The sequence below is a fragment of the Treponema phagedenis genome (genome assembly GCF_008153345.1).
GTDB lineage: Bacteria > Spirochaetota > Spirochaetia > Treponematales > Treponemataceae > Treponema > Treponema phagedenis.
In genome coordinates this window covers 657,793-682,766 of sequence record NZ_CP042818.1, presented here as the reverse complement: position 1 = coordinate 682,766, position 24,974 = coordinate 657,793, and the positions used below count along the sequence as shown (strand labels likewise).

Sequence of the window (24,974 nt, the reverse complement as noted above, 5' to 3'; positions counted from 1 at the left end):
AGAGGCGAAAATACTCATAATGCATATTAAGTTATATAAAATAAAAAGTATGTTTTTTGCTTGTGTGTATGGGTTGATTTTTTCAGCGTGGATATTTTCTTTTACCCCTGACATACAAGGGGTACAGTCTTTGGAAAAATTACGTTTTTCCTTTGTTCATGAACAAGGAGAAGATGAATCTTGCGGACTTTCTGTGGTGTCGTCAATTCTTAATTTATATTTAAACCTTGCGGTAACCGAAGCTGATCTGCTTAACCAACTGGCGGAAGAATTGCAAACAACCCGTAAGGTAACAATGGCACAAATGATGCGGATTTTTCAAGCGTATGGTTATCAGACAAAAGCATATAAAATCGATATGGACAATCTTATTAAAGCAGTACAATATTATGCCCCTGTTATAGTGCATTATGATAAGCCGGAATTACATTTTGCATTTATTTTGCAAGCTGATAAAGACTATGTTATTGTAGCAGACCCTGTTTTAGGTTTGGAAATGCAAACGGCAAAAGACTTTCAAAAAAAATGGTCCAAAACGGTTCTTTTAGTAAAAATTCCTGAACAGATATTAAATAAGTCAGTATTGAAAAAAGCTATTGCAAATACTATTCAAAAATATACAGTATTAGAGAGGATTGCAGAAAGGAAATGGTAAAAAAAATATTTTTCTTGTTATTTCTATGTATAACGATGGCGTCTTTATGGGCTGAAGATGCCGAACATAACCGAATCGGAATTGAAAAACGTCAAGATTTTAAAATGGAAATGGAATTGTCGAACCGCATGAAATTTCAATTTATTTCAGGCTATAATATATATGACTTTCTTCCACAAGTAGGATTTAACTTTATTATATTTGATGACTATCTTTTCTCAATTAATCAGTCTATATCAGTCAGAATGAAAGAATCTGCTCCTATGTTTAAGGAAAAAAATTTTGCTATAAAAGCAGCTTTTAACGATACTGTCTTGGGCTTCACATGGCAACCTTCTTATCAACGGTGGAGATTCAAATTAGGATTAGTTTCAACTCTTCCGACTGTTCCTTGGGTGCCTAAAAATGCAGATTCATTTGTTACAGGTTCCGGAAGATTTGGTGAAGAAGTATTTTTCGCTGTAAATTATATAACAGACCCTGTTGTTATCGGAGGTAGAGTATCATATACATTTGTCAGTCCAGTAATAAAAAATAAAGAATCCGGCTGGATCCCATGTATATTGACTTCTGCTGTAAATGTTACAGCGGTACTTAATCATCACATATCTCTTTCCTGTATAGCTGCAATCTCTTGGGATAGCGGTCCTCTACAAAGCTCTCATTATATTTCCGGTCAATCTTCCCTGATGGAATCTGTTAAGTTTAATGCTTCTTGGACGGAAAATAAGTGGAGTATTTCCGGTGAATTGGAGTTTTTACATAGCAGTGGGGTGGTTCTTCCTATTTGGGGATTGTCGTTTACAAGAGAGTTATATGGAAAATAAGAAAACTGTCTAAGAGGACTTGAGAGTGCATACAACCGCCAAACAGGATTTAATAAATCAATGAATAAAGGTTCTGCTATTTATTGAATGAACTGTTGAAAAATTAACCTAACACTCGCTTCAACCTGACATTGCGGGGCAAGCCCGCAAATGCAGGTTAAGCGGTAGTTGAACGGACGCTGTGCGTCCGTTCAACGGGCGGCGGAACATCCGCCTGTCGTCCGGCGCAAGCGCCGTCCAACATGCGGATTAAGCTGACGGCGAAGCTCAAAAGTCTTGCGTCTTTTTCGCTTCTTGCAGCTTATCCGCCGCCCGTTAGATTGACCTGCCTAAAGGCAGGCGGGTGCGGAACCAATCAAAACATTCCTTCGACAAAAAATAAAATAATTGCAGTGAAAAAAAGGACACTGCAAGAAGGAAGGATTAAAGATGAAACAGAAAAAAATAGTTTCAATGATTGGAATGTTGGTTGTGCTTATCGGCACATTATTTATGATGACAGGGTGTCCCAATAAACCTTTAGGAAAACCTCAATATACAAAAGAAAATTTTGTATTAAAATTTAAGAATGAAAGCGGCAAAAAGTGTTATGTAGAAATAAGTGGTCGCTCGTACTCTACAGAAACAGTTATTGCTAATGGTGAAAACTGGGAGAGTTCTTTTGATTTTCCGCCTGTATTAAAAACTGAAATACCTAGTGATGGCACCGAAAAATCCATAACTGTTAAGGATGTTGTTGTAAGTGGCAAAAGTCCTAATCTAAGCTACTTCTATAATCCAAGATTTACCATTAAAGTGATATCTGATAGTTCTATGTATAGGGGTAAGCTGGAGGATTTTGACAGTAAATCCAAAACTCAATATACAGGAGGAACTTTCCACATAAAATTAGACGGAAATACCTTTAAACTTGATTTTATAAATTAAAAGCATAAGAGGAGTATATAACTATGAGTAAAGGTAAACCAATAAAACCGGCTGATAATCAATCAAATATGCAAAATCCGAATAAGGGTACAGCCGGTACAAATCGTCAATATGACCAAAATCAAGGTAATCGCGGCGAACAGCTTAACCCAAATAAAAAAGAGAAGTAATTTTAGTATATGTAGTAATAAGTTCCGTGATTATTACATATACTATCTATTGGTTAATAATGAATCTAACACCCGCTTCAACCTGACATTTGTTTTGTCACGAAAGTTGCTTGTACGGTCGCTGCTAATGCAGCTCCCTTTTTTATGCAACTTTCGCTCCAACTTTGCCTTAACTCTTCGCGTCGGCAAAGACACAAATGCAGGTTAAGCGGGGCGTTAGACAGACGCCTATCGGCGCGAAAAAGTAATATTGAAAATATTTCAATGTTGTGATATATTTGAAATGAAAAGTTCAATTTTAAAAGCAATAAGGAGACTTGACAAAAATGAAAGAATATGTTCCCCCCCCCCGAAGTAAATAAAAAGAAAGGAAAGCACTTTTCAATTAAAAAGAAACTGATTCTTATACTAGGGGTTGTAACTATAGCAGGCTATGTAACAGGGGGCGTTATGATTATGTATTTTGCAAAAAAAGCAGTAAAAGAAAAAGTGTTCGCAATGATTAAAGAAAAAGCGATTGATACTGCATTGGTAATGGATGAGCGTATAAGGTCATCGTGGAAAACTCTTGAAGCTCTTGCTCGTCTTGAGGTATTGCGTGCAGATGTTCCATATGAACAAAAAACTGAAAGCTTAGAAAAAGAGCTTACTTTCAACCCTGAATTTGAAGCACTGTCAAGCTGTGATAAAAGTGGTACGGTGTATTTGGCAGGTGGACGAAAACTTGATATTTCTGATAAACAAGGATATAAATTGGCTCTATCAGGTGGTAAATCGGTAAGCGAGCCAGAATATTCAAAAGCCACAAACAAGCTTGCTGTTTTTTTTAATGTTCCAGTTTATGATGATGACAAAAATATTTTGGGAGTTTTAAGAGCTCGTGAAGATGGCACTGGACTTTCACAAATGATAAAAGACATAGTTGTCGGCGAAACTGGAGGCTGTTATATTGTAGGCAAAACTGGAAATACAATAGCTGATCAAGATATTGAAATAGTAAAACGGCAAGAGAATTCAGCCAAAGAGGCACAAACAAATCCTGATTTGAGAGATATGGCGTTGCTTGAGAAAAAAGCGCTAGAAGGCAGTGTTGCCGGTTGTGAATATTTTAATGAGGATGGAAAAACATATATCTGTGGGTACACTGCTATGGAAACTACAGGTTGGGCAGTTATGGTCTATGCTCCAGTAGAAGAATTTATGGGTACGGTGCAGGTGTTGCGTAATTCAGTATACATTTTAGGGGGCATCATACTTGCTAGTATTTTGATAGTTGTATATGCAAGTGCACGTAGAATTGTAAAACCAATTATAAACACAGTCGGCATTCTTAAAAACATTGCACAAGGTGATGGCGACCTTACTGTGCGTCTGCCTGTTTTGGGTAATGATGAGATTAGCGAAATGTCGGAATATTTTAACCAGACAATAGAAAAAATTGGTATTTCAATAAAAGCCGTTGACCGTAGTACACAGGTTATGAGCGGTATAGGCAATGAACTTGCAACAAATATGAGCGAAACAGCAAGTGCGGTAAACCAAATCAGTGCGAACATCGACGGCGTAAAACAACAAACGCTGACACAGGCTGCAAGTGTAACCGAAACCGCCGCAACGATTGAAGAGATAATCCGTACGATAAAAAACTTAAACGGCAGTATTGAAACACAAGCGGCGAGTGTTTCTCAATCTTCCGCCTCCGTAGAAGAAATGGTAGCAAACATCGCTTCAATCACGCAAACCCTTGATAAAACCAATGATGTGATAAAAACCCTTGCAACGGCAACCGCCGACGGCAAAGAAACCATAACCAGTGCAACAAGCGTAACGCAAAAGATAGCCGAAGAATCAGGGAGCTTACTTGAAGCAAGCAATGTTATTCAGCATATTGCAAGTCAGACTAATCTGCTTGCGATGAATGCAGCGATTGAAGCGGCACACGCCGGAGAAGCAGGCAAGGGTTTTGCTGTTGTTGCCGACGAAATCCGTAAACTTGCAGAAGAATCGAGTGCACAAGGTAAAACCATCACCGCAACGCTTAAAACCTTATCAGGAGAAATTGAAAGTCTGTCTGTTTCATCAAAAACGGCGGGAGAAAAGTTCAATGCAATCTTTAGTCTTTCTGAACAGGTAAAGGAGATGAGTAATCGCTTGATGGAAGCGATGAGGGAGCAGGAAAACGGCAGTAAAGAAGTTTTGTCTGCAATTAAAAATATCAATGAAGTAACGGTAGAAGTAAAAGCCGGTTCTGAAGAAATGCTGAAAGGAGGGGTGGGTGTTGCCGATGAGATGAGTAAGCTCGACGATTTGACTCGCACCATTACCGATAGCATGAATGAAATGGCTTCAGGGGCGGTGCAGATAAATAACGCCGTGCAGGAAGTAAACGAGATTACCCGAAAGAATAAAGAGAGTATCGACAGTTTAAGCGCGGAGGTCGGGAAGTTTAAGGTATAAGATTACATTATATGGATATGGGAAACCTAACACCCGCTTCAACCGGACATTGCGGACGCGCCGCAAATGCAGGTTAAGCGGCGGATGTTGAATGGACGCTGTGCGTCCATTCAACGGGCGGCGGAATCTCCGCCTGCTGTTCGGCGCACAGCGCCGTCCAACATGCGGATTAAGCTGACGGCGAAGTTCAAAAGCCTAAAGGCTTTCTCACTTCTTGCAGCTTATCCGCCGCCCGTTAGGTTGACCTGCCTAAAGGCGGGCTAATATATAAAAAGAATCACTGCTGTCCAATTAACTTGGAGGCTTTTGAGAAAGCTCTGAGGTATTAGGATGGTGAATTAATTTAGGAACTGGTTTTTCATGATCACCACAAAACCATTTTTTAAGACTGCGATGCAGAAACAGTACGACAGAAATTTCAGAACAAAAATATGAAAAGCTCCTTTGCCTATAGTTGGTTTCAGCTTGTAAAATTAAAAAGAGCATATGCGTAATAACGGCAATCCATATCTGTGTCTTGACCGCATTTTCGCTATGTCCATAAAATTTCTTAATTTTCAGATTCTGTTTTATCATCTTGAAGAATAATTCAATGGTCCATCTTTTTTTATACAGTTCAGCTACCTCAAGAGAATCTATTTCAAACAAATTTGTCAGCAATACTATTTTCTTTTTTGACTGCAAATCTTTTGAGATGATTTTTCGTAGTGTTACCACGCTTTCCTTCTTTTTTGAAATACTCACATTCAGAGTAATTTTCTCATCACTGATAATTTTATACGTATCATTTTCATGTCCGCTTACGGCATATCGATCAACTACGGTGTATATAACATTTGATTTAAGTCTTGTTACAAAGGATATTTCACTCTTTGTAAACTCATAGAACTGTTTCTTATTAAAATAACCTCGATCAAAAACAGCAATATCCTGTTTTGTTAGGTGCATGTTTTTAAGCGTATTGTTTTCATGTTCTTTCGCATTGGTGATAAAAAGATAATCAGCACAGTTTGCTTCATAATCAAAACGGGTATGTATTTTTATTCCGCTCTTTGTGCTTCTAAATTTTGCCCATTTGTATTGCTTAATATTCAATGAGATGGTTGTTGCATCGATGAGCTTGGTATGCTTGCCGAATATATTCACTGGTTTGTTTACGAGCTTTGTGTAATACTTAAGCACATGAAAGTAAAATTTTTCAAATATGATACTTGGTCTATATTCATTTGCATGGGCAAGATTTGTTCGGGTGATTTTTGCGGTAATGCCTGCATGATATAAATCATTATCACTGGATATTGCGTGCTCAATTGAACGTAAACTATTCTGTTTTGTTAATTGTGCAAAGACCATGGTAAACAGCTGAGTACGTGCTGAAAAATGTCGATATCGCTTATCTGCTTGTTCTTCGGCACTGATTTTTTTAAAGCCAAGTTGGTCAGTAAGGTGTAGCAATTGTGTTAAAATTGTAGTACAATGATACATGAGTTAAGTCCTTGTGGTATGTATGTTTGTCCAAAAACTATTATAACACAGCTCTTAACTCTTTAAAAGATCTTATTACTTAATTGGACAGCAGTGGGTTTACATATAACTCCTGTCTTCCTTTATACTCATAAATTTTTGAGATTAAACCTAAAATTTCATTGTCCCATGTTTTGTTTTTTAATTGACTGTAATTAAAATCTCTCATCGCCTAATCTGCCTTGCTATGGCCTAAACCATACCCTGTTTTATGCGATAAATCAAGTCTTAGGCGATAATGAGGGCTGATTGCAATTTATCACTTGAATTTGGCAGCCCCTTATCTTTTCTTCGATGTAGGCTCTGTCAGCATATATAATGTTTTTTTAATTTCCTTGCTAGCATGAAAATGGGTTGATTATCGGCCGCACTAACATCTATTTGTTCGCTTTGTAAATTAAAATAATATTTACTCAAGCTATAATTATTTTTAGCATAAAACATTGACATTTTTCTGCAAAAAAACTTGATTTTAGACTGATTTTATTCTATTATTAGACTGTTATTGAGCCAAAAGGAGTCTGTTATGGATGATCATCTCGTTTATTTAGATACATATATTCTCCAGCAGGATATGCGTGTGCGTTTACCTAAATCTATTTTGACCAATATGCCCGTAGAAAAGGGAATTTCAAAATTTGCAATCTATATGGATTGCGAAAAGAATGAACTAATCCTGAGAATATGCGATATGCCTGTGGAGAATAAAAAATGAATCACATCATCGCTTGCGGAGATACGCTTGAATTAGTAAAACAAATACGGCGTGAATCTATAGATTTGCTTGTTACTTCACCGCCGTATTGGGCCAAACGTGTGTATAATGGAGAAGGCGAAATAGGCTCTGAGAAAACACCCGAAGCATATGTTGAAAATCTTGCAGATTTTTTTGATACTCTAAAACCTTATTTAAAACCAAGCGCCAACCTTTTTATCAATATAGGAGATACATTTTTCGGATCAGGTGCCGGAGCGTGGAGTAAGTATGTGGATGAAGATGGTAATATTACACAAGCAAAAAAAGACAGAAAAGAAAAATATTTTACCACCAAGCCGCTCCAGCCAAAAATAAAACAGAATGGAAAATTGTATCAAAACAAGCAGCTACTGTTAATTCCTTCGCGCTTTGCTATTGAAATGCAGGAGCGCGGCTGGTTGTTGCGTGACGATATAATTTGGTATAAACCTAACCGTATACCTGCCAGCGTAACAGATCGCTTTAACAACACATATGAGCATGTTTTTCATTTTGTATTAAACAAGAAATACTTCTTTAATCTTGATGAGGTAAAGGTACTTGGCGCAAATGGTCGTATGAAAAATCCCGGCGATGTATGGCCTATAAACACACAACCGCTGAACGGTAATCATACGGCTACTTTTCCAGAAAAACTTGTTGAGCAAATTGTTTTATGCGCAAGCCCTGAAGGCGGAACGGTGTTCGATCCATTTCTTGGTACAGGAACAACGTGGATAGTTTGTGATCGGCTGGGACGTAATTGTGTAGGATTTGAAATCAATTATGAGTACTTTGAGTTTGCTCAGAATAGATTTGACGAAAGCAGAGGATTAGGGGATGAATACTACCGAATATGTAACAATTGATAATACACGGCTTTGCAATTGTAAACAAAATTTTCTCTCGTGTATTGCCGCTAAAGATTGGATGAAAAATCAAATTGGCGTATGGGAATTTATGTATGAACCGCGAGATATCCGGGATAAAAAAATTCATCCGGCAGTTTTCCCTATTGCGATGGCTAAAAGGGTAATTGAGCAATTTACACACAGGGGAGAGCTGGTTTTAGATCCTTTTGTTGGTTCAGGGACAACCCTTCTTGCTGCTCAAGATTTAAACCGAAATGCGATAGGCTTTGATTTAAAACAGGAATACGTGGATTTATCAAATTCTCGTATCGCTGCACCGCCTGCGGAATGCCGCTGCAAGCAAATAGCTATTTGTGATGATGCCCGCAATATTGCGAACCGCATTGCACCATGTACAGTTAAACTTGCATTTACTTCTCCTCCATATGCGAACATTCTTAATAGGAAGAGAAAAAATAAAAGCCGACGCGGAGATCTAAGGCAAAATGAACAATTTGGGAAAGTAGAACAATACAGTCAGGATCCTAACGACCTTGGTACGCTTGAAGCTGATGACTTTGAAAAAGCAATCGCGGCAATATTTGCCCAAATGAAACCGGTATTTCAAGAGAAAGCGCATGTTCTAATCAACATTACCGATGCTTGGATTGATGGGAAACGTGTTCCATTACACATCAATATTATTAATGCAATGAGGGATGCCGGCTACGAATTTAGGAACACCATTATTTGGGATCGGCGAAATCTGGTAAACAATATTGGAATATTCGGTTGGCCAAGCAGCTACATCACCATGGGTACCACCTTTGAGTATATATTAGACTTTATTCTTCCTTCCTCTCCAAAAAAATCTCAAAAGAAAGAATAAAACGCAGTGCAAATATTTTTGTTTTTACACTTTTATGTGTTGCTGATATAGCTTGATTTTTGATGCTGATTTTATTCTAAATTTTGTGCCATGGTTGTGCCCGGTACGAGCATCAAAATCGACATATATATCTCCCAACTCGACAAGATTTAAAAATGTATTCAGTGTCGGATCAATATATGCTTCAATTTCGTTGTATCGAAAATATTCCGCTCCGTCAACTCGTTTTGTCTCTGCTGTAACATACAGTAAATTATTTAGTTTAGTACGCAACTTCATAGAAATAGCTTCAAATGTCCAGTATGGTTTCGGAGAAAAATCTCCTGTTCCAATTTTTTCTTTAATAGCTGCTTTTCATTCTGCATGGCGCTCATCGATTTCGTAGTAATTAAATGAAACATATATGCGTTTTTCAGCGTAGTCTACAGTAACCTTGAAGCCCCTATCACTATATTTTTTTGCATTTATTGTCTGCCGAAAGCTACGCTCTGTTATCGGATATGTTATGCCTGCTTCTTGATGTTTCCACCCGAATTTTTGCAACAGAATTTTAGGGACTATTCGTACATTTCGAGGTTCTGGTTCGCAGTGAAACAAGGTCAGCAGAGATACGGTATTAGCTCTTTGAGTTTTTAGCTCCCAATCACCAAAGTCCGGCAGCTGAAGGTTATTCTCGGCTATATCAAGCAAATCCTCCAGTGTATTTCCAACACCGCCAGCATTTCCATGACGTTGATTTTTTACCCATCCCAAAGCCTTAATCTGCTCAAGCCTCATTTTCAATAGCTCAAAATCACTATTTCGCATTTTTGTCTCCATAGTTCTGATTGATATAAAGCATCGTGATCATCACACAATATTTTCTCTTCTCTATTGTGCTAAATTTTATTACCTTATTGCTATAAATATCGGCTGATTCAGATAAAGCGTCATATAATACGCAATAGCGTACTTTGCAAATTTCAGGGCAATGATTATTTCTTTATAAATCTTCCCCCACTACCGTAACTCTCCCTCGCAAAAGTCTTCCGGGTAAACGCCTACAATTCTTACCATCACCGGATTGATAAGTATCTCATCGCCTCGCGTAAAGGCAAAGCCCCATTTTTCGCACTGGGCAAGCACTTCGGTTTGCAGCTGCTCGGCGTCCGTCTCTTCGCGATATTGTTTGGTCCAGCCTGCGCTGTAACGCTCTTTTACTTCCTGCAAAAAACTCTTCCATTCATCGTGCGAAAAAACAAGCTTGCCTTCCTCGTTGCGCTCAAGATTTTTTTCGCGGAGCAGGGCGGCAGTGTGCAAAACTACATCATCAATACCCTGCCTCGACGGAAAAGTCGCTATTCGCGTATTCCGTTCCAAAAGAGATAAAAACGCGGTGTCCAAATAGAGCTCAAAATTATACGGCGTGTACTTGTCGGTAAAGTCTATTATGCTTTGCCGCTGATTGCGAAGATAATAAAACTCCTCAGTGGAAAGTTTTTCTTTCGATAATACCGGCTGCAAAAAAAGCCGGCGGTACACGCGGTGCCGAAGAGAAATCTGCTCGGCGTCGGCACCGCTGTCGTCTTCCAGTAAATCCTGCCAGCTATTGTACGTGTAAATATCTTGAGGATAGGGGCGCATAAAATAGCGGGAGTACACAGTCGAGCGGTAGAGCACCTCCGCATCTTCGTTTTGCGCAAACTGCATTAAGTCTCCGTCAACCGTTTCCAGCAAATTAAGTTCAAGCATTTGCTGCATTGCCCGCACAAAAGATTTACGGTGATTGTAATTCACCCAGTCAACTTTGCCGCCTTCAGGGTAGATAGCTTTGAGTTCTTCGCAGAGCTGGCTGAGCAAAAAATATTCACCCGTTTCTTTTCCTTCGAGTATGCTCAAAAGACAGCTGAAAATAACATAGTCCATCGTTTGCGTAAAATTTTCCATACCCATCCACGGCTCAGGATCAACCGGCAATTTTTCCAGCTTGATAAAATCCGTATGCATGGTTAAGCGAAAGCCGAACTTTTCGCTGATAATTTTCCGCAAGTCTTTTTCTATTTGCCGAAGCAGAGTATACTCTCGCGGCGATTTTTTGCGTAAAATCCAATAGTTTTCAAACAGAAGCACAAGCCCCTCGCTAATTTGTTCGTTCACCGGCTTCCCTCTTTTAAAATCGCTACTTCAAAGGCAGGCATTTCCATGGCACCGTCTTCAGATAAAACAAGGGTAGTTTGCTCTTTTTCGATTTTCACTTTTACGCGATACCCGAACTCGGTTAAAATCATTCCGTCTTCGGTTAAAAACGCCGCCGATATCCATTTTAATAATATCTTCCGTACCTCCGAAGAAATTTGCTTTTCGCCAAACACGCTTAAACGCCCGTCATCCATGTAAGACGCTATCGCTTCTTTCAGCTGCTTTTGCTTTGACTGATTTTTTCTAATGAGTTCCTGTTTTGCTTCGCGGTCAATCACATACGGCGTGATGCTTGTCCGCTCCTGATATCTATTTGTTTTTGGTTGAGTGATAACTTCATGGGGCTTCATATCCCAAATTTCAGTATAGATGTCTGCCGTGTCGAGCCCATCGGTAAGGTAATGCTGGGTGTGCGTTAAGCCGAATACCGTCGCCGAAATCCGGTGCGCTTCTTCCATTGTTTGCGCGTTTAAAAACCACTGTGCCACATGGAGGTAGTCTTTTTTTCTGCTGAGTTTTTGTTGAGTGCGCTCTCCGATGCGCCGGATGCTTCCGGTGATTTTGCGAATCATGTTATTTGTTCTATCCTGCAAAATCTGATACTCCGACGAATGCTCGCCGGTGTTAATAAACCAGCGGCGAAAACTTTCCCAAAGCTCCATAAGCTCTTCCGCCTTAACGGCAGGGTCAAAGGCGAGCTCCTCGTAGCGCGGAACAAAGTCCGGTATTTCCGCCAAAAACAGAAACCGGCGCCTTAAGTCTTCATCATTGCAGTGCTCAAAGCTATCCTGAATTTTCATCGCCATTTGATAACTGCCTTGAATAAAATCGCTTAAATAAACAACAAACCTATCCTTGTATGCTAAAAAACTTTCGCGCTTCATCATTTCTTCGGATCGCTCGCTGCTTAAATACGCCAAATAATCCGAAGTGTTTTGCCGCACTTCCGTAAACAGGTCGATAATTGCGTGCCACTTTTCCGCCAACTCTTCATCAAATCCTTGAGATAAAAAATCCTGAAGCGCACTGTACAGTTTTTCAAATGTTTTTTTATCCAACGAACCGCGGAACTCCTCGCTTTCTTCCAAATGCTCCAGCATTCGTTCAATTTCAACCGTGTACGGAGTAATTTGATATCGATAAACCTTTTTATTAAATTCCGCAATAGTTCTCGGATTTTTAATTTCCTGACCCGGGACAATATTTTTCCACGCAACTAACTGATTTAAATCCTGAGTTAACTCGTCTTCCGTATACGCTTCCATTCCCGAAATGCCCCGCACATGCGCGAGAATCTCATTCGGATAACTGTAGTCCTTCATGCGCTCGTGCTGCACAAAAAAATACCGTAAAATAATGCGATACCGCTCCGTGTTTTGCGCCGCCGCCAAATACGCCGCCTCGGATATTTTTTTGTAGTCCTCCAGTTTTTTCGAAATACGTCCCATAGATTTTTAATTGTAGCATAAAAAACCGAAATAATATAGCGATGGTGTACTTGCATTCGTGTGTGCAAAACTCTTTAATAATACGAATTGTAAAAAATTTTATAAAAAAGAGTTCGACACGGCGCAACGGCAAGCAAACTTACCATAGTAATGCTGAAGCCGCAAAACCATTACTGTCAATATGCTGAACGGAAAAAGATTTAGATACTATCTAAAAGGTTGTATTCAAAAATGCTTTTTTCTTTTTTGCTTTTTTGATACACTCTTTCCCCGTATGAGTATGGTTGATAAGCTTAATCCGGAGCAAAGAAAGGCGGTTTCTACAATTGAGGGGCCGGTGTTGATTATTGCGGGTGCGGGATCGGGGAAGACAAGGGTTATAACGTTTCGTATTGCGCATATGCTTGACCGCGGTATTCCGCAGTCGCAGATTCTTGCGCTCACCTTTACCAATAAGGCGGCGCGGGAAATGGAAGAGCGAATTAAAGAGCTCACCGGCAAAAAACTGCAAAATCTGACCGTAAGCACTTTTCACGCATTCGGCGTAAAGATTTTGCGGGAACATATCGCCGCACTCGGCTGGAGAAGTAATTTCAGCATTTATGACGAAACAGACCGCAATCAACTTATCAAGGAGCTTGGGAAAGAACTGAAGTTTTCGCAAGACTCTTTTGATGTATATGCCGTCGGCGCGCTGTTTTCAAATATTAAAATGGGCAGAAAAAGCTGGCGGGGCGAGCATGACGCATACCGGCTTTTGTATCAAGAGTATCAGGACAGCCTTAAAATTTATAATGCGGTTGATTTTGACGATTTGATTATGCTGCCGATACAGCTTTTTACCGAACATCCGGAAATTTTGGCTGAGTATAAAAACCGCTACCGCTATATCATGGTTGATGAGTTTCAGGATACCAGTATTCAACAGTATAATTTTATGAAATTGATTGCGGAAAATAATGTTTGCGTGGTTGGCGATGATGATCAGTCTATTTATTCATGGCGCGGCGCAAATTTCGAGAATATCCGAATGTTTGAAAAGGATTTTCCGCAGCTGGTAGAAATTAAGCTGGAGCAAAACTACCGCTCAACGGGCACCATCCTTGCGGCGGCAAACGGCGTTATTGCGCATAACACCAACCGCAAAGAAAAGGCGCTCTGGTCGGGAAACGATTCCGGTAAGCCCATTGAAATATTTATCCCCGAAACGGAAACCGTCGAGGCGGATTTTATTGCCGATATGATTCTAACCGAAAAGGCGCGGGAAAACCGCAGTTTTTCCGATTTTGGGGTACTTATCCGCGCAAATAGTTTGAGCAGAGCCATTGAAGAATCTTTTTTAAACGCAAATATTCCCTATAAAATGTCGGGCGGAACAAGCTTTTTTCAGCGCAAGGAAATAAAAGATGTTATTAGTTATCTGCGGGTTGTTGCAAATCCCGACGATGATATAAACCTTTTGCGCATTATCAATACGCCGCGCCGAGGAATCGGCAAAAGAACAGTTGAAATTATTTCGCATATTGCAACCGAACAAAAATGCTCAATCCGTGCGGCAATTAATAACCTGCTTGCAAACAGCGAAGGCGGCAGCATAAAAGATAAGGGGCTTGCCGATGTGCAAAGTTTTGCAGACCTTATTTCCCGACACCGCAAATTGCTGCTTTCGGGTAAAGGGTTGGCGCAAAAGGTGCGGAAGCTGGTCGAGGAAATCAATTATTTTGATTATCTTATTCAGGAATACCAAAAAAACGAAAAGGCGGCGCGTTATAAATTCCTCAATATAGAGCGGCTTATTCAATCGATTGAGGAGTGGGAGCACAATCCGGATAATTTTGACGTTAATCTTTACGATTATTTGAACCGTATTACCCTTTTAACCAGAGACGATATGAACGAAGAGGATAAGGGCGAGGTGCAAATTATGACCATTCATGCGGCGAAGGGATTGGAATTTCCGGTGGTGTTTATTGCCGGCACCGAAGAAGGCATTATTCCCCATGCGCGCAGCATGGAAGAAAACGACGGCGATATTGAAGAAGAGCGCCGCCTTTTTTATGTTGCAATCACGCGGGCGCAGCAAAAACTGTATATAACCAGCTGCCGCACCCGAAAAAAAATGGGCACCTTCCGCGAATGCGCCCCCTCCCCTTTTCTGGAAGAAATCCCCGCCGACCTTGTCCACTACCACGAACCGGACGCCCAAGCCGAAGCCGCCGACATCGCCAAAATGTTCGCCCAAATGAAAACCCGCTTCGGCGGCTCTTAACCTGCTTATGCTTCGCATTAAGGGCTTGGGCAGCCCTTAACCTGCCGGAAAATTGCAAACGATGTTTGAAAACTACTGCTGCTATAAATATAGAAGTTTTCAAACTCGCAGGCGAAGTGAAAACCGGAATGTCAACACTTCGCCCGTGCTGCTGGCGCAGAGCCTTTTTCGCTTATGCTTCGCCGCGATCCTGCGTCCCCTTGACCCCTGCACCGGAGGAATGTAAATTTCAGAACGGGCACGGACGCCCGTGGTTCCACGCAGACGGGTTAGTTTTTGCCACGGACGGCAAAAACTAACCCATTGTTCAGAGCAAGTTTCTCCTCCTCTCTCTGGGACTCTCTCTTCCTCTGCTTCGAAGCTACGCTGCCGGTTCCAACACTGCGTAAATCAGAACCGCCACGGACGGCGGTGGTTCCAAGCAGAAACGATGTTTTAAAAGCACAAACTTTTTCCAAGTGCTTTTAAAACTCGTGGTTTAGTTTTTGACAAGAACGTCAAAAACTAAACCGTTGCCCTAAGAACCCGTCCTGAAAACGAGTGATTTCAGTGTTCGCCGTTGAGTAAATAGGTTTTCAGTTGTAGGGCACAGGAAATAGTGTGTTTTTCAGCCTTGTATTTGGTTGTTGATTTGCAGGAGGCGAATTTAAGGGTATGCTTCGCATTAAGGGCTTGGGCAGCCCTTAACCTGCCGGAAAATTGCAAACGATGTTTGAAAACTACTGCTGCTATAAATATAGAAGTTTTCAAACTCGCAGGCGAAGTGAAAACCGGAATGTCAACACTTCGCCCGTGCTGCTGGCGCAGGGCGCTTTTCGCTTATGCTTCGCCGCGATCCTGCGTCTCCTTAACTCCTGCACCGGAGGGAGGTAAATTTCAGAACGGGCACGGACGCCCGTGGTTCCACGCAGACGGGTTAGTTTTTGCCACGGACGTTAAAACCGTGTTTAAGCATTCCTGTGGTAAGTTTGCTCACCGTTGCTAAATTCCAAACGATGTTTTAAAGCATCAACACAAAACTGTAAAATTGAAGCTTTAAAACTCGTTGGCGAACCAAAGGTAGAAGTTCCAAAGGTTCGTCCTATGGTAAGTTTGCCTACCGTTGCAAAATTCCAAACGATGTTTTGCCTGACACCTTATTGCAAACAGGCAAAACTCGTAGGCGAACCAAAGGTAGCAATTCCAAGGGTTCGCCCTTGCGCCGTGTCGAGCTCCTTTTTATAACAGGAAGTTTTAAAACTCGCAGGGTTAGTTTTTCCCTGCTGTTAGACTCCGCGCTCCGCCATGATTACTTCAATTTCATTTTCGTTGATGCCAACCATGGCTGCTCCAAGATTTTCAGAGACTTCCGCCAATACGTTCGGATCGTCGAAGTGTTTTACGGCTTTGACAATGGCACGGGCGCGCTTTTCGGGGTCGCCAGATTTAAAGATACCTGAACCGACAAAAACACCTTCTGCGCCAAGCATTCTCATCAGCGCCGCATCTGCGGGGGTTGCCACACCGCCTGCAGAAAAATTCAGAACCGGAAGTTTGCGATGCTCGTGCACATAGTGAAGCAACTCATAGGGAACGCTCAATTCTTTCGCTTCGTGATAAAGCTCATCTTCGCGCATAGCCGCTACTTTTTGGATATCGCCTTGAATTTGACGCATATGGGTTACCGCTTGTACTACATCGCCTGTGCCTGCTTCTCCTTTTGTACGAATCATGGATGCCCCTTCTTGGATACGTCTCAAAGCTTCGCCCAAATTTCTGGCACCGCAGACAAAGGGCGTTTTAAATTTGCTTTTGTCAACATGAAATACGTGGTCAGCCGGAGAAAGTACTTCGCTTTCGTCAATATAATCGATCCCGATGGCTTCCAAAATCATGGCTTCGGCAAAATGCCCGATTCGGCATTTTGCCATAACGGGAATGGAAACCGCGGCCATAATACGCTTAATCATCCCCGGATCGCTCATACGGGAAACTCCGCCCGCTGCACGAATATCCGCAGGAATTCGCTCCAAAGCCATAACCGCTACCGCCCCGGCAGACTCTGCAATTTTAGCCTGCTCGGGAGTTGTAACGTCCATAATTACGCCACCTGCAAATTGTTTGGTTAATTCTGTTTTTTTATCCATAAGTATACTCCTTGACGCTTGTGTTTTTATTTTGCTCAGTATACGATTGAACTGATATGATAAACAGTATCAAAATAAATTATTTTTAAGGGATCAGATAAAGCGAAATGAAAAAGCCGTTATACGTGGAACTGTATGAGGAGTTCAAAGAAAAGATTCAAGAGGGAACTTTGCCCGCCGACAGTAAACTTCCCAGCAAAAGAAGCCTTGCACGAGAGCGGGTAATAAGCATTAACTCGGTAGAAAATGCGTATAATCTTTTAATAGACGAAGGCTATGTGGAATCTCAGGAGCGGCGAGGTTATTTTGTAGCGAATTTAGATTTGCTGCTGAGTGTTCCTGCCGCCAATGAGTCAGCGGAAGAGAAAAAGCCTGTTGATTTTTGTTTTGATTTTTCCTATCAGGGAGTAGGAGATTTTCCCTTCGGCATCTGGAAAAAACTCACAGGAGAGGTGCTGAGTAAGGAGAAGAAAAGCCTTCTTTTCCGCGGGCAACGGCAAGGGGACGAAGCGTTGCGGGCATCCATTGTTGAGTATCTTTATCATTCCCGCGGCATTCGCGGTAAAAAAGAAAATATTATTATCAGTGCGGGCACGGAATATCTTTTCCAAATTCTTTTTGGACTATGGGAAAACGCCCATTTTGGAATTGAAGATCCCGGTTTTGAACGATGGAGTATGATGTTCGAAGCTAATCGCATAAGCTATGTACCTTTGCCGATGGATACAGAAGGAATTCATCGAAAAGACGTTGAAGCGGCGGGAATTACCGTGTTGTGTATCACGCCTTCTCACCAGTTCCCTACCGGAAAAATCATGTCTATGCGGAGGAGGCTTGAACTTTTGGATTGGGCAAAACAAAAACACGCATGGATTATTGAGGATGACTACGACGGGGAATTTAAATATCAGGGAAGACCAATCCCGGCTCTTAAAAGCATTGATGTTCACGACAAAGTTGTATACATGGGCACGTTCTCTAACACATTATCACCGTCCTTTCGGTTAAGTTATATGCTTTTACCCGATGAGATGACGGAGCAATACCATAAAAAAGCTGCCTATGCCTTCTGCCCCGTGCCGATTCTCATTCAAAAAACGTTAGATCTTTTCATACGGCGAGGATATTTTATACGCCATGTAAATCGGATGCGCAAACTCTATAAAGAAAAACGGGAAACGCTGCTTTATGCGGTGCAAAAACATGCACACATGCGGGTGGAAGGCTCGGAAGCGGGTCTTCACACGCTGCTGGAATGGGAGGGAGAGAAAGGGGAAGAAGAATTGGTGCGCTTAGCGAGGAATGCAGGTATTTTGATTCACGGCATATCGAATTACTGCATTGCCGTAAAACCTGAACGCCCTACAGTTATTCTGGGCTTTGCCGGTCTAAGCCATGAGAACATTGCGGCGGGAATCGATGCTTTGGCAAAAGCCTGGGAATAAGCCGCAAACAAGCAGATTAAGGACTGCCACCAGCATTAGTATGGTAAACTACCCACCGTTGCGAAATTCCAAACGATGTTTTAAAGCATCAACACAAAACTATAAAATTGAAGCTTTAAAACTCGTTGGCGAACCAAAAGTAGCAATTCCAAGGTTTCGCCCTTGCGTTGTGTCGGACTCTTTTTATAAAATTGTATGAGATTGACTTAAAAACCCAAAGCTCTCAGAAAAAGGTATAGCGAGTGTTGTTTTGGCTGTATTTTGTTTAAGGTCTGCTTATATCAAGCAGAGTATAGACAGAGAAGGGTAAAGATTATATTCTTTTTGCATAGTTATTTTAAAGGAGTGTATCATGCACGAGTTTCAAGAAATTATTGATTTATTGCAAAATGATGCGCGGCTCACCGCTTATGATATTGCCTCAATGACCGGAAAAACTGAGGATGAGGTGAAAAAGATTATTCGTAAGTTGGAAAATGATGGGGTTATTTTAAAATATTCCGCAGTGATAAATACTGAGAAAATTCCTTCCGAAAAGGATGCGGTGCGGGCGGTTATAGAAATACAGGTAACGCCGGAACGTGAGCACGGGTTTGATGCGTTGGCGGAGAGGATTTATCGGTTTCCGCAAGTGAAGTCTTTGCATCTTATGTCGGGCGGTTATGATTTGCATGTTGTTATTGAGGGTAAAACGTTAAAAGATGTAGCCTTTTTTGTATCTGAAAAGCTTGCAACGTTAAACGGGGTTAAAAGCACGAAGACTCATTTTGTGTTAAAAACATATAAAGAGAATGATATTTTTTATATTGAGCCGAAAAAGGATTTTAGGGAAGGTGTACTGGCATGAGTAATAGAAGCGATCGGTTTTCATATAAGATGCAATCAATTGAACCGTCAGGAATTAGAAAATTTTTTGATCTTATAATCGGAAGAGATGATATTATTTCCTTGGGCGTAGGAGAGCCTGATTTTGCAACTCCGTGGAGTATTCGTGAAGAAGCTTGGTATCATTTGGAAAAAGGGCATACATCGTATACGTCAAATAGCGGTTTGCTTGAGTTGCGGGAAGCTATTGCCGAATATCTTACGCGGTATCATATGCAGTATGATCCTAAAACAGAAATATTGTTAACAATCGGTGTGTCGGAAGCCCTTGATGCCGTACTTCGGGCGATTTTAAATCCTGGGGATGAAATTATTGTTGCCGAGCCTTGTTATGTTTCGTATCAGCCGCTGGCGGTTCTTTGCGATGCGAAGCTTATTCGTCTTGATACCGCTCCCGATAATTTTATTCCCACCGCAGCCGCAATAGAAAAATTAATTACGCCGACAACAAAGGCGCTTATGCTTTGCTCGCCGAATAATCCCACCGGCGCAATGATTCCAAAAGAGGAGTTGGAAAAAATTGCCGAAGTAGTAAAAAAGCATCAAATCTGGGTTATCTCGGATGAGGTGTATTGCGAATTGAATTATGACAAAGAACATGTGTCAATCGGTTCAATGCCGTCGATGAAAGAGTATTCAATTATCTTAAACGGTTTTTCCAAAGCTTTTGCGATGACAGGGTGGAGAATTGGGTATGTTGCCTGCCCCGCGGAACTGATGAGCTTAGTCCATAAATTGCATCAATATGCGACAATCTGTGCACCGATTATGAGTCAGTATGCCGCATTGGAGGGGTTGCGCAACGGGTTTGATGAAGTGGAGCGTATGCGCACTTCATATCGCCAGCGAAGAAATCTTATGATGCATGAGCTTACAAAAATCGGTTTGCCGTATATAAAACCTGAAGGCGCTTTTTATATTTTTGTTGATATTCGTAAAACAGGATTAAGCTCCGAAGAGTTTGCAACAAAGCTTATTTATGACTATCAGGTTGCGGTTGTTCCCGGGAACGTTTTCGGTGCCGGCGCGGAGGGCTTTATTCGGTGTTGCTATGCCACCGACATACAAAAGATAAAAGAGGCACTGCGCAGAATTGCCCTGATGGTGGAAGGTAAACCGCTTGCTTCTGCTTGACGGTTTTTGCCTTTACTTTTGGGCAGCGGTTTACGGCTTGCCTGCTTGCTTTAGGATTTGAGAGAAAAATTACTGATAGGTTTTTGTATGAATATTTTGCAAAAACTATTTGCAATTTTAAATTTGCAAGTTGATAGGCAACTTCGGCATGCCGACTGCATGTCAAAATGTTCATCTATTTTTATGATACTGTTTTCTTAAATCTTTTTTATTTGCTAAAATAACCAGATTTTAAAAGAAGGAGCTGTTGGAATTATGGAAAAAAAACAGCATGATGATTTGTTGGCGATAGGTTTTATGCTTTTTTCGCTTTTTTTCGGAGCGGGAAATTTAATATTTCCGCCTTGGCTTGGAAAGCTTGCAGGCGTTAAAACCTTTGAAGCGATGCTCGGATTTACAATTACCGCTGTCATTTTACCGGTGCTCGGGGTTATAGCCGTTGCAAAGACTGAAGGCATAACCGCACTGAGTGCGCGGGTAAGCAAGCGCTTTTCAATTATATATCCGGTTCTTATTTTATTTGCAATTGGTCCGGGCTTGGCAATACCGCGTGCGGGAAGTGTTCCGTTTGAAATGGCGATAGCTCCTTATGTTCCGGAAACTTTTTCACTAAGCGTTGCGCGGCTTATTTATACCGCTATCTTTTTCGGTTGGTCATATTGGATATGTACGCATCCCGGTGTAATTATTGACCATATGGGAAAAATTCTTACCCCCATACTTATCTTATTGATTGTGGCGCTGTTTGCAGGCTCTTTTTTCTTTCCTTCGCATACTTATCCGCAGCCGCAAGAAATATATGCTCAAAAGCCGGCTTTTGTTCAGGGCTTTCTTGAAGGGTATTTAACGATGGATGCACTTGCATCGCTTGTATTCGGATTAGTTATTTTTAACATGATTTATAAACGCAGCGGAGGTACGGATTCTGCAAAAAAAGATATGAAAAGGGTTTTTATTTCCACCAGTAAGGCGGCACTTATTGCGGGAAGCGTCCTTTTACTCATATACGCCATGCTTGCGCATTTGGGAGCAATAAGCGAAAAAGTTTTTGTAGATGCAAAAAACGGCGCGCAGATTTTGCAGTTGATGACAGATCATATTTTCGGTTTTACCGGAGCATTTATTTTAGCGGCAATATTTACGCTTGCCTGTTTAACAACCTGTGTCGGTTTAATTGTGTCAATCAGCGATTATTTTTATGAGCGCTTTCCAAAAGTGCCGTACAAAGTTTTTGTCGGCATTTGGACTTTCATCAGCTTTGTATTTGCAAACTTCGGTTTAGATGTAATACTTGGATACAGTGTTCCGATTCTTACCGTGCTGTATCCTGCGTCAATCGTACTTATTATTCTTCCCTTTCTTGAACCACTGGTTCAATCTGATAAACTTGTTTATAGAACAACAGTCGGGATTGCCGGTGTTATCAGCTTGGTAATGCTGCTGGAAAGTCTCGGGATAAGAGGAGCTTTTTTTACGCCCTTTCACAAACTGCCTTTTTATCCGACCGGACTTGGTTGGGTACTTCCCACAATAATTGGCTTTGCCTTAACCCTCCCGGCAGCAATGCTAAAGAGAAAAAAGAAATTAACAAGAGCATGTAATTAAATTGAGCATACGCGTAAAAATAATCAAATTTTTATACGTGCAATGTTTTAAATTTGTTCTGAGAAAGCGGCTTTGTTTTACATAAACGTAAACCATTCGGGCGTTGCGGTTTGAGTTTATTCACCGCCGGCCTTGCCTTAAACTTTGCCGGAGCGCAACACTTACAAACCGCCGGCGTACTACGGGCTTCACTATCGTTTCGGCTCTTTTTGCGCTATTTTAGGCGCGCAAAAAGGATCCGGCTTCGCGCTTTTGAAAAAGCGCTTCGCCGCCCTCCGTATGCCTAACGCATGTGAAGCATTGTACATCCGTGTACAATGCTTCACAATGAGTTTTGTCCATTTACTTTATGTGCGGACAAAACTCATTTCTGCATGGAACCACCGCCATCCGTGGCGGTTCTGAATTTTGACGTCCGTGTCAAAAAGTAACCTACGAGTTTTAAAGCTTTGCAAATTACTTTGCTTTAAAACATCGCTTCTGCGTGGAACCACGGGCGTCCGTGCCCGTGCTGATTGTAATGGTTGCTATTCCTGTTTACAGTGTCTGCGAGTTTAAAAGCTTCAATTTTATAATTTACTGTTGATGCTTTTAAGCATCGTTTGAATTTGTTTTGATTTTGACGTCCGTGTCAAAAAGTAACCTACGAGTTTTAAAGCTTTGCAAATTACTTTGCTTTAAAACATCGTTTCTGCGTGGAACCACGGGCGTCCGTGCCCGTGCTGATTGTAATGGTTGCTATTCCTGTTTACAGTGTCTGCCAGTTTAAAAGCTTCAATTTTATAATTTACTGTTGATGCTTTTAAACATCGTTAGTGATTTGCGTTTTGCAACGTCCGTATAATAAATAGTAAAGCCGCAGCGGGTTGATTTAAGAAAAGCAAAAATTTTCTCGCAAAGAACCGCCCCGTATGAAAAGTTTTCGCTACACAAAAATCACCGTATCGGGTACTGTCCGTCAAAGCAGGCGGTGCAGTGGTGTTCGCCGCCGCAGGCTTTGCGCAAACCATCAAGGGAAAGAAAGTAGAGCGAGTCGGCGGATATTGTTTTGCGAACTTCTTCAACAGAGTGAGTACTGCTGATGAGGTCTGCTTCATCCGGAATGTCGATTCCGATGCGGCAGGTTTTAATTACCGGCGGCGATGCAATGCGCACGTGTATTTCCAGCGCACCGGCAGAGCGTAAAATATCGAGGGTTCGTTTTATAGTAGTGCCGCGCACAATCGAATCATCGACAAGTATTATGCGTTTGTTTTTAAGATTTGCTTGTATCGGGTTAAGTTTGATGAAAACAGCGCGGTCTCTTTCTTCCTGTGTTTGCGCGATGAAGGTTCTGCCAACATAGCGGTTTTTCATAATGCCTTCGCGGTATTGAATGCCGGAACGCTGCGCGTATCCCAATGCTGCGGTTAATCCGGAATCGGGCGCACCGATAACAATGTCGGCTTCCGTTTTACATTCATCGTAAAGCATTGCGCCCATCTGAAATCGTGCATTATAAATTGAAGTATCTCCGAAAATACTGTCGGGTCTTGCAATGTAAATTTTTTCAAAGGCGCAGAAGTTTTCTTTTCCCGACGGCAAAAAGTGTGCGGTCTGTGTATTTCCTTTTTGAATAAACACTTCGCCGGGTGCAAGCATTCGGCGATCTTTTATACCGAGCGAATCCATTGCACAGCTTTCAGAACTGAATGCAGTAATGCCGTTTTTCTCGCCGACAAACAAGGGCTTTATTCCCCACGGATCTCTGACGGCGATTACTTTTTTCTGCGTCATATGAATGATGGCATAAGAACCTTTCAGCTTTTGCAAATAGTCAAGAAGCTCGCTTTCATCGCCGTCAAGTTTGAGTAACAAGTCTTGCGGAACAAAATCATTATGCAGAAATGCACCGTCAACCGCAAGGGCGGATTCTTTTCCGGGATAGTTGTAGGTGAACGGTTGGACTTGCGGAAGTTTTTTTTCATTGGCAAACGAATACTTTACATGCCCTACGCCTTTTGAGCCGACAAGCCGATCAATCGATTCCTGAGTAAAAATTTCGCTTACAAGACCCTTTCCCTTGTGTCTCCACAAACCTTGCTTGCCGAGTGTTGCAATGCCTGCCTCTTTCTGTCCGCGATGTTGTAATGCATACAGCGCATAGTAAATACTTTTTGCAATATGCGTGTCGCCATCTCCCGAATCGCCGGCAGAATAAATTCCGAAAATACCGCTCATAACTTATTCTCGTTTGAATCTAATTCTTGCTGCATTGCAAGCACTGCTTGTTTTAGCTCTTGTTTATATTCATGCAAGCGTTTTTTTATCGCACTGTCTTTTAACGAAAATATTTGCGCCGCCAAAATTCCGGCGTTTTCTCCGCCGTCAATGGCAACAGTCGCAACGGGAACGCCTGAAGGCATTTGTACAATCGAAAGCAAAGAATCCATTCCGCCCATCACACTTGTTTTTACCGGCACGGCAATTACCGGCAGAATAGTTAGACCAGCAATGACTCCGGCAAGATGCGCCGCCTTTCCTGCAATGGCAATTACCACATCAATTCCGTTCGCTTCAAAACTCTGCACATACGGAATAAGTTCATCGATTGAGCGATGCGCTGACAGCACCCTTGTTTCATACTCAATTCCAAATCGGTGCAATGCCTGCGCGGATTTCTTCGCAATCTCCTTATCCGAAATACTTCCCATAATTATCGTCGCTTTCATTTCTACTCCTATAAAAAAATTTTGAGGAATTGTCAAATTCCGAAAAAGTTTTTTAGCCTGTATTTTGTAAGACAAGCAAGATTTCAAGTCTTACAAAATACAAACAATCAGCGATGTTTTTATTCGCCCTTTTTTTT

Annotated in this window: 19 protein-coding genes and 1 pseudogene; 13 read left to right on the top strand and 7 right to left on the bottom strand. The window is 41.5% G+C overall.

Annotation, left to right across the window (positions count from 1 at the left end; all coding sequences use genetic code 11):
- Positions 1-19 precede the first annotated feature (19 nt).
- From FUT79_RS02980 to FUT79_RS02965, 5 genes are all read left to right on the top strand, one after another.
- The gene (locus FUT79_RS02980) at positions 20-655 is read left to right on the top strand and encodes a C39 family peptidase (RefSeq protein ID WP_162147450.1); all 636 of its coding nucleotides are present in this window, start codon (positions 20-22) and stop codon (positions 653-655) included.
- Positions 649-1,482, top strand: a complete 834-nt coding sequence (locus FUT79_RS02975) for a hypothetical protein (RefSeq protein WP_024752142.1) — start codon at positions 649-651, stop codon at positions 1,480-1,482. Before FUT79_RS02980 ends, FUT79_RS02975 begins: the two co-directional genes overlap by 7 nt.
- 429 nt (positions 1,483-1,911) lie before the next feature.
- A complete protein-coding gene (locus FUT79_RS02970) occupies positions 1,912-2,409 on the top strand; it encodes a hypothetical protein (protein ID WP_044634793.1) in 498 nt (165 codons plus the stop codon).
- 23 nt (positions 2,410-2,432) lie between these two features.
- Entirely contained in the window at positions 2,433-2,579 is a 147-nt protein-coding gene (locus FUT79_RS14970; RefSeq protein ID WP_187426851.1) for a hypothetical protein, read from the top strand.
- 336 nt (positions 2,580-2,915) lie between these two features.
- Positions 2,916-5,036: a methyl-accepting chemotaxis protein gene (locus FUT79_RS02965; protein ID WP_148889233.1), complete on the top strand. Its 2,121-nt coding sequence runs from the start codon at positions 2,916-2,918 to the stop codon at positions 5,034-5,036.
- A gap of 291 nt (positions 5,037-5,327) precedes the next feature.
- Here FUT79_RS02965 and FUT79_RS02960 read toward each other — a convergent pair whose 3' ends face one another.
- Positions 5,328-6,521 (bottom strand): IS4 family transposase, encoded by a 1,194-nt coding sequence (locus FUT79_RS02960; RefSeq protein WP_024752136.1) that lies wholly within the window; start codon positions 6,519-6,521, stop codon positions 5,328-5,330.
- Between the two features lie 565 nt (positions 6,522-7,086).
- Between FUT79_RS02960 and FUT79_RS02955 the strand changes: the two genes are divergently transcribed.
- From FUT79_RS02955 to FUT79_RS02945, 3 genes are all read left to right on the top strand, one after another.
- Complete coding sequence (locus FUT79_RS02955; RefSeq protein WP_002696813.1) at positions 7,087-7,275, top strand: hypothetical protein; 189 nt, start codon at positions 7,087-7,089, stop codon at positions 7,273-7,275.
- On the top strand, positions 7,272-8,165 hold the full coding sequence (locus FUT79_RS02950) for a DNA-methyltransferase (RefSeq protein ID WP_148889232.1): 894 nt from the start codon (positions 7,272-7,274) through the stop codon (positions 8,163-8,165). The genes FUT79_RS02955 and FUT79_RS02950 overlap by 4 nt, the downstream gene beginning before the upstream one ends.
- A gap of 61 nt (positions 8,166-8,226) precedes the next feature.
- Positions 8,227-9,036: a DNA methyltransferase gene (locus FUT79_RS02945; protein ID WP_198283053.1), complete on the top strand. Its 810-nt coding sequence runs from the start codon at positions 8,227-8,229 to the stop codon at positions 9,034-9,036.
- Positions 9,037-9,060: 24 nt separating this feature from the next.
- Here the strand turns inward: FUT79_RS02945 and FUT79_RS15455 are convergent.
- From FUT79_RS15455 to FUT79_RS02930, 3 genes and pseudogenes are all read right to left on the bottom strand, one after another.
- Positions 9,061-9,813: pseudogene (locus tag FUT79_RS15455) on the bottom strand (MvaI/BcnI family restriction endonuclease).
- Positions 9,814-10,035: 222 nt separating this feature from the next.
- Positions 10,036-11,172, bottom strand: a complete 1,137-nt coding sequence (locus tag FUT79_RS02935) for a TIGR02678 family protein (RefSeq protein WP_024752133.1) — start codon at positions 11,170-11,172, stop codon at positions 10,036-10,038.
- The gene (locus tag FUT79_RS02930; protein WP_024752132.1) at positions 11,169-12,662 is read right to left on the bottom strand and encodes a TIGR02677 family protein; all 1,494 of its coding nucleotides are present in this window, start codon (positions 12,660-12,662) and stop codon (positions 11,169-11,171) included. The genes FUT79_RS02935 and FUT79_RS02930 overlap by 4 nt, the downstream gene beginning before the upstream one ends.
- A gap of 274 nt (positions 12,663-12,936) precedes the next feature.
- Between FUT79_RS02930 and FUT79_RS02925 the strand changes: the two genes are divergently transcribed.
- The gene (locus FUT79_RS02925) at positions 12,937-14,931 is read left to right on the top strand and encodes an ATP-dependent helicase (protein WP_002696795.1); all 1,995 of its coding nucleotides are present in this window, start codon (positions 12,937-12,939) and stop codon (positions 14,929-14,931) included.
- 1,265 nt (positions 14,932-16,196) lie between these two features.
- Here the strand turns inward: FUT79_RS02925 and pdxS are convergent.
- Positions 16,197-17,057 carry a pyridoxal 5'-phosphate synthase lyase subunit PdxS gene (gene pdxS, locus FUT79_RS02915; protein ID WP_044634698.1) on the bottom strand — a complete coding sequence of 287 codons (861 nt, stop codon included), beginning with the start codon at positions 17,055-17,057 and terminating at the stop codon, positions 16,197-16,199.
- Between the two features lie 107 nt (positions 17,058-17,164).
- Here pdxS and pdxR point away from each other — a divergent pair, with 107 nt between their 5' ends.
- The 4 genes from pdxR to brnQ all read left to right on the top strand — a co-directional run bounded on the left by pdxR (position 17,165) and on the right by brnQ (position 22,126).
- Positions 17,165-18,502, top strand: a complete 1,338-nt coding sequence (gene pdxR, locus FUT79_RS02910; RefSeq protein WP_024752128.1) for a MocR-like pyridoxine biosynthesis transcription factor PdxR — start codon at positions 17,165-17,167, stop codon at positions 18,500-18,502.
- A gap of 352 nt (positions 18,503-18,854) precedes the next feature.
- Positions 18,855-19,349, top strand: a complete 495-nt coding sequence (locus FUT79_RS02900) for an Lrp/AsnC family transcriptional regulator (protein ID WP_044634697.1) — start codon at positions 18,855-18,857, stop codon at positions 19,347-19,349.
- On the top strand, positions 19,346-20,521 hold the full coding sequence (locus FUT79_RS02895; protein ID WP_024752126.1) for an aminotransferase class I/II-fold pyridoxal phosphate-dependent enzyme: 1,176 nt from the start codon (positions 19,346-19,348) through the stop codon (positions 20,519-20,521). Before FUT79_RS02900 ends, FUT79_RS02895 begins: the two co-directional genes overlap by 4 nt.
- A gap of 255 nt (positions 20,522-20,776) precedes the next feature.
- The gene (brnQ, locus tag FUT79_RS02890) at positions 20,777-22,126 is read left to right on the top strand and encodes a branched-chain amino acid transport system II carrier protein (protein WP_002696772.1); all 1,350 of its coding nucleotides are present in this window, start codon (positions 20,777-20,779) and stop codon (positions 22,124-22,126) included.
- 936 nt (positions 22,127-23,062) lie between these two features.
- On the opposite strand, the gene FUT79_RS02885 is transcribed toward brnQ, so the two are convergent.
- Complete coding sequence (locus tag FUT79_RS02885) at positions 23,063-24,346, bottom strand: amidophosphoribosyltransferase (protein ID WP_002696765.1); 1,284 nt, start codon at positions 24,344-24,346, stop codon at positions 23,063-23,065.
- Complete coding sequence (purE, locus tag FUT79_RS02880; protein WP_024752125.1) at positions 24,343-24,837, bottom strand: 5-(carboxyamino)imidazole ribonucleotide mutase; 495 nt, start codon at positions 24,835-24,837, stop codon at positions 24,343-24,345. The genes FUT79_RS02885 and purE overlap by 4 nt, the downstream gene beginning before the upstream one ends.
- Positions 24,838-24,974 lie beyond the last annotated feature (137 nt).